Below are 4,646 nucleotides of genomic sequence, written 5' to 3' on the forward strand. Positions count from 1 at the left end.
CTGAAGCACGGCATTCAGAACCTGCTTCGGCATTTTGTTCCGGAAGTGCAGCAGGTCGAGCAGGTCGCCTGATAATTCTGCTCCGCCGGCCGCCTGTTGCGGTTTCTGAGCTTCTCGGCGGAGCGAATTTTCCCCAAGCCGCAAAAACAAAAAACCGGGCCCCAACAGCCCGGTTTTCTGTCTTTGGACGTCTTGTTGTTGCCTAGACGGTCCGCGCACGAAAGCTTTTGTCCGCGGCCATCATGATCACATCACGATGACCTTGGCGCCGACCGAAGTGCGGTCGTAGAGATCGATAATGTCCTGGTTCATCAGGCGGATGCAGCCCGACGACATCGCCTTGCCGATGGAGAACCACTCCGGGCTGCCATGCAGCCGATAGCCCATGTCGCCGCCCTTGTTGAACAGATACATGGCGCGCGCGCCGAGCGGGTTCTTCAGGCCCGGCTCCATGCCGCCGGCGAATTTGGCGAGTTCGGGCTGGCGCTTGATCATCGGCGCCGGCGGCGTCCAGGTCGGCCATTCGCGCTTCAGCGCGATATGGGCGGTGCCGTGCCACTCGAAGCCCTCGCGGCCGACACCGATGCCGTAGCGCATGGCCATGCCGTCACCCTCGACGAAGTAGAGGAACTTGTTCTGGGTGTCGACGATGATGGTGCCGGGCTTCTCGGGAGTGTCGTAGCGCACTTCCTGCCGGCGGAAGCGGGCCGGAACCTTCTCGATCGGGATGCGCGGCAGCTGATAGCCGGCATCGGTCATCGCGCCATAGTTGTTGGTGAAGATTTGCCCGCCAATGGTGCTGCACCCGCTGATCGCGGTCGACAGCGCAAGGGCGGCGACGATTGCAAACGACTTCAAGCGCATGAATAGGTCCGACGCCCCGCCTTTTATCAGCGGCACGAGTCGGCCGCTTTCTCACCATCATTCATGCTGGCATTTCTTTTGCTTGCCAAGCGTGCACTGCCTATATGCATGACCTTCCCTGCTGGTAAGTGCCGAACTGCGGCATTTCGGCAACAGGGGTGCCCAGGATTGTGAAGTAAAATCAACGGGGCAGCCGGAAAGGCTGCCGGAGACAGGAGAGCGCCATGAATGTCGGTGATGCCGCCGAGCGTTCCGGCCTGCCGGCCAAGACCATCCGCTACTATGAGGAGATCGGCCTGATCCTGCCGGCGCGGGCCGAAAACGGCTACCGCGACTACTCGCGCGACGACGTGCACCGGCTGGCCTTCTTGCGCCGCGCCCGCAACCTCGGCTTTTCAATCGATGATTGCAGGCAGCTGATGGCGCTTTATCAGGACCGCGACCGCGCCAGCCATGACGTGCGCGAAATCGCCAGCGCCCATGTCAGGGCGATCGAGGAAAAGGTGCGCGAACTGCAGTCGATGCGCGCGACGCTACAGAAGCTGATCCACGCCTGCCACGGCGACGACCGGCCGGACTGCCCGATTTTGGATGACATGGCGGGGGTGGCGTGAAGTCGCCGACCGGAGCTAGACAAGTATCCGATCTCTATCTTAGCTCTTGAGCCAGAAACAAATCCTCGGCAGGAGTGCTCCACCCGTGAAGGGATACTGGCTCATCGTCGGCACCGAGATTTCGGATCAGGAAGCGCAAGCCGAATACGCCAGGCTTTGGAAGCCCATCGGCGAGAAGTATCAGGCACGCAGCAATCCTTCGAAAGTGCCGCCCCTGCTGGTGGAGGCGCGCGATGCCGGTCGGGTGATCGTCGTCCAATTCCCGTCATTGGAAGCTGCCATGGCCTACTATGACGACCCGGCTTACGAGGAAGCGAAGCGGTTTGCGCTGCAGGCGTCGAACCGCGTGCTGCTCATCTTCGAAGGGGATCTGGGGGAGGCTGGATGAGGCGCTCTACAATGAAGCGTCAATCATCGGCATTACTTGGGCGATCACCGATTGGCCTGTAACGCTGATTGCGTTCGGCTTAGGATTTTTTTGGGGTTCATACTGCGGATGCAGCAGGGTAGCAACACTCTCAAGTGTTGCGGTGGTCTGTGAAATATATAACCGCCCGCGCCTCGAAATAGCGCCATTTGATTTCGCCTGTGACGCCATATTTGGTCTTTATCCTGCGCACTTCGTCTGCAATGCCATGCCATTGGGCCTCATGCATGATAAGACCGGCTGTGACAAAATAGGGCCTATTGCCCACGCGGCAGGGTTTGGGCGGGCTACCACTCTCGTCAATAAAGCAAAGGTGCATTCTGCAATGTCAGGCAAACCCGCTGAAAAGAGTCAAGTTGAGAAGTTCCGCGAACTGGCGCGGGAGATTGAAACCGTCGATTCCGAAGAGCCGTTGAACGCGGCGATTAAGAAAGTGGCAAAGTCCCCGCCGCCGCCTAAGCACGACGAGAAAGCGGGAAAAGCGGGAAAGAAGCCTCGCTAGCCCCTTGGTCGTCATCATAAGACTTCCACCAAGTGCCGCGCAGGATGCTGGCGATATCCCGATCCTGTGTGGGGTGACGCATCCGGTGAGGATCGAGCAACGGTTCGGTTTCTATGAGCCGCCGTCGTGAGCGTTCGATATACTCTCTCGATCTGGCGATTAGAATGCTGTCCTGATTGGAATAAAGCGCGCGATGGGGATTCTTGGGAGACATAGCGTGGCTCCGGTCTTATGCAGACGGGAGCGCTAGATCGCTGTCTCTCAGCCGCCGATGTCCGTTGGGTCGTTACCGGCGATAGTGGTCAACATACCGGAACCCAATTCGGTTCCCGAATTAATTGTGCGTCTGGGTCTGTCAAATATACAATCGCCCTTTAATATCGTGTTCAAACCGTGAACAAAATCTGGCATGGTGCCTGCCATGCCTATCGTTTCCGCGATTCCCCTCAACCCGCTGATCGACGGCCGCCAGTCGGAGCGCGCCATGCTGGTGCGGCGCGGCGTGCAGCGTCTGCTGACCCAAATGGGCGCGCATGTGCTGCCAGAGCTATCCCTGGCCACCGGCCGGCGGGCCGATCTTGTCGCGCTGACCCGGCAGGGCGACATCTGGATCATCGAGATCAAATCCTCGATCGAGGATTTTCGCGTCGATCGCAAATGGCCGGACTACCGGCTGCATGCCGACCGCTTCTTCTTCGCCACCCATCCCGGCGTGCCCGCGGAAATCTTTCCGGAGGAATGCGGCTTCATCCTCTCCGACGGCTATGGCGCGGAGATCTTGCGCGAGGCGCCGGAGCACCGCATCGCGGCCGCGACGCGCAAGGCATTGATGCTCAGGATCGCCCGCGCCGGCGCGGCGCGGCTCTTGGCGGCGGAGCTTGCCGGCGTGGCGGTGCCGGCGCTGGATGGCGAGAGTGAATAGCACCCATGTCCTCGCCCCCCGCGAAGGCGGGGAGAAGAACGGGGCGTTGCGGTCTGGCCTACTCCACATCCTCTTCCGCCCCACCCGTCGCTGGCGCCATCAGCAGCACCGCCGCGCCGACCAGCGCGGCGATCAGCGAGCCGGCGAGTATGCCGACCTTTACCGCGTCCTGAAGGGCCGCGTCATTGGCGAAGGCGAGCAGGCCGATGAACAGGCTCATGGTGAAGCCGATGCCACACAGAAGCGAAATGCCGATCATATGCAGCCAGCCAGCATTGGCCGGCAGGTCGGCGAGGCCGAGCCGGATGGCGAGAACCGAGGCGCCGAAGACGCCGACCAGCTTGCCGACGACGAGGCCGGCGGCGACGCCGAGCGTCAGAGGCTCGACCAGCGCGGCAACGCTCAGGCCGCCGAGCGAGACGCCGGCATTGGCGAAGCCGAAGATCGGGATGACGATGAAGGGCACGAGCTTGTGCAGGCCATGTTCCAGCCGGTGCAGCGGCGAGTGTTCGACGTCGTGACCGATGGCGGGCGAACGCTCGAGCGGGATGGTGAGCGCCAGCGCCACGCCGGCAAGCGTCGCATGCACGCCCGACTTCAGCACCAGCACCCAAAGCGCCGCGCCGAGTACGAGATAGGGCAAGAGGTTCATCACCCGCATGCGGTTGAGTACGATCAATACGGCGATGACCGCGAAGGCGGCGCCGAGATAGGCGAGCGACAGGCCGCTGGTGTAGAACAGCGCGATGATGATGACGGCGCCGAGATCGTCGATGATGGCCAAAGCGGTAAGAAACACTTTAAGCGAGGCCGGCACGCGGCTGCCGAGCAGCGACAGCACGCCGAGCGCGAAGGCGATGTCGGTGGCGGTGGGGATCGCCCAGCCGGAAAGCGCCGCCTGGTTGTCGCGGTTGATCAAGACATAGACCAGCGCCGGAAACACCATGCCGCTGGCCGCGGCGATGCCCGGCAGCACGCGGCGCGGCCAGGTTGAGAGCTGGCCGTCCAGCATCTCGCGCTTGATCTCCAGCCCGACCAGCAGGAAGAACACCGCCATAAGCCCGTCATTCACCCAGTGCGAGACGCTGAGCGGACCGAGATAGGCGTGGAGGGCGGCGAAATAGGTTTCGGCGAGCGGCGAGTTTGCGACGATGAGCGCAAGGGCGGCGGCCGCCATCAGGATGATGCCGCCGGCCGCCTCGCCGTCGAGGAATTCGCGAAGCATCGATTTCGGCCGCTCGTCGCGCATGCCCCCTCCGTCACATGGCCCGCCGGCCGGTGTCCTTCGCGATGATGCTCAAACGCGCACGACGGGGC

At 62.1% G+C, this 4,646-nt stretch carries 6 protein-coding genes and 1 pseudogene; 5 read left to right on the forward strand and 2 right to left on the reverse strand.

The annotated features are described in order from the left end of the window. A pseudogene (locus EOA49_RS30310) lies at positions 1 to 72 on the forward strand (NifU family protein); the annotation flags it as partial. 174 nt (positions 73 to 246) lie between these two features. Here the strand turns inward: EOA49_RS30310 and EOA49_RS30315 are convergent. Beyond that, entirely contained in the window at positions 247 to 864 is a 618-nt protein-coding gene (locus tag EOA49_RS30315; RefSeq protein ID WP_067003525.1) for a L,D-transpeptidase, read from the reverse strand. 224 nt (positions 865 to 1,088) lie between these two features. Here EOA49_RS30315 and cueR point away from each other — a divergent pair, with 224 nt between their 5' ends. From cueR to EOA49_RS30335, 4 genes are all read left to right on the forward strand, one after another. Next, positions 1,089 to 1,478: a Cu(I)-responsive transcriptional regulator gene (cueR, locus tag EOA49_RS30320; RefSeq protein ID WP_127240644.1), complete on the forward strand. Its 390-nt coding sequence runs from the start codon at positions 1,089 to 1,091 to the stop codon at positions 1,476 to 1,478. Between the two features lie 85 nt (positions 1,479 to 1,563). Beyond that, entirely contained in the window at positions 1,564 to 1,866 is a 303-nt protein-coding gene (locus EOA49_RS30325; protein ID WP_127240645.1) for a DUF1330 domain-containing protein, read from the forward strand. A gap of 364 nt (positions 1,867 to 2,230) precedes the next feature. Further along, positions 2,231 to 2,407 (forward strand): hypothetical protein, encoded by a 177-nt coding sequence (locus EOA49_RS32935; RefSeq protein WP_164746771.1) that lies wholly within the window; start codon positions 2,231 to 2,233, stop codon positions 2,405 to 2,407. A gap of 421 nt (positions 2,408 to 2,828) precedes the next feature. Next, positions 2,829 to 3,329: an MmcB family DNA repair protein gene (locus EOA49_RS30335; protein WP_164746772.1), complete on the forward strand. Its 501-nt coding sequence runs from the start codon at positions 2,829 to 2,831 to the stop codon at positions 3,327 to 3,329. Between the two features lie 58 nt (positions 3,330 to 3,387). Here EOA49_RS30335 and nhaA read toward each other — a convergent pair whose 3' ends face one another. Next, positions 3,388 to 4,578, reverse strand: a complete 1,191-nt coding sequence (gene nhaA / locus EOA49_RS30340; protein ID WP_127240647.1) for a Na+/H+ antiporter NhaA — start codon at positions 4,576 to 4,578, stop codon at positions 3,388 to 3,390. Positions 4,579 to 4,646 lie beyond the last annotated feature (68 nt).

Source organism: Mesorhizobium sp. M1A.F.Ca.IN.020.04.1.1 (assembly GCF_003997315.1).
Classification (GTDB): Bacteria; Pseudomonadota; Alphaproteobacteria; order Rhizobiales; family Rhizobiaceae; genus Mesorhizobium.

Coding starts and splice junctions, on each gene's coding strand:
- EOA49_RS30335 (WP_164746772.1), top strand. CDS start 2,829: ATGCCTATCGTTTCCGCGATTCCCCTCAACCCGCTGATCGACGGCCGC.
- nhaA (WP_127240647.1), bottom strand. CDS start 4,578: ATGCGCGACGAGCGGCCGAAATCGATGCTTCGCGAATTCCTCGACGGC.
- EOA49_RS32935 (WP_164746771.1), top strand. CDS start 2,231: ATGTCAGGCAAACCCGCTGAAAAGAGTCAAGTTGAGAAGTTCCGCGAA.
- cueR (WP_127240644.1), top strand. CDS start 1,089: ATGAATGTCGGTGATGCCGCCGAGCGTTCCGGCCTGCCGGCCAAGACC.
- EOA49_RS30315 (WP_067003525.1), bottom strand. CDS start 864: ATGCGCTTGAAGTCGTTTGCAATCGTCGCCGCCCTTGCGCTGTCGACC.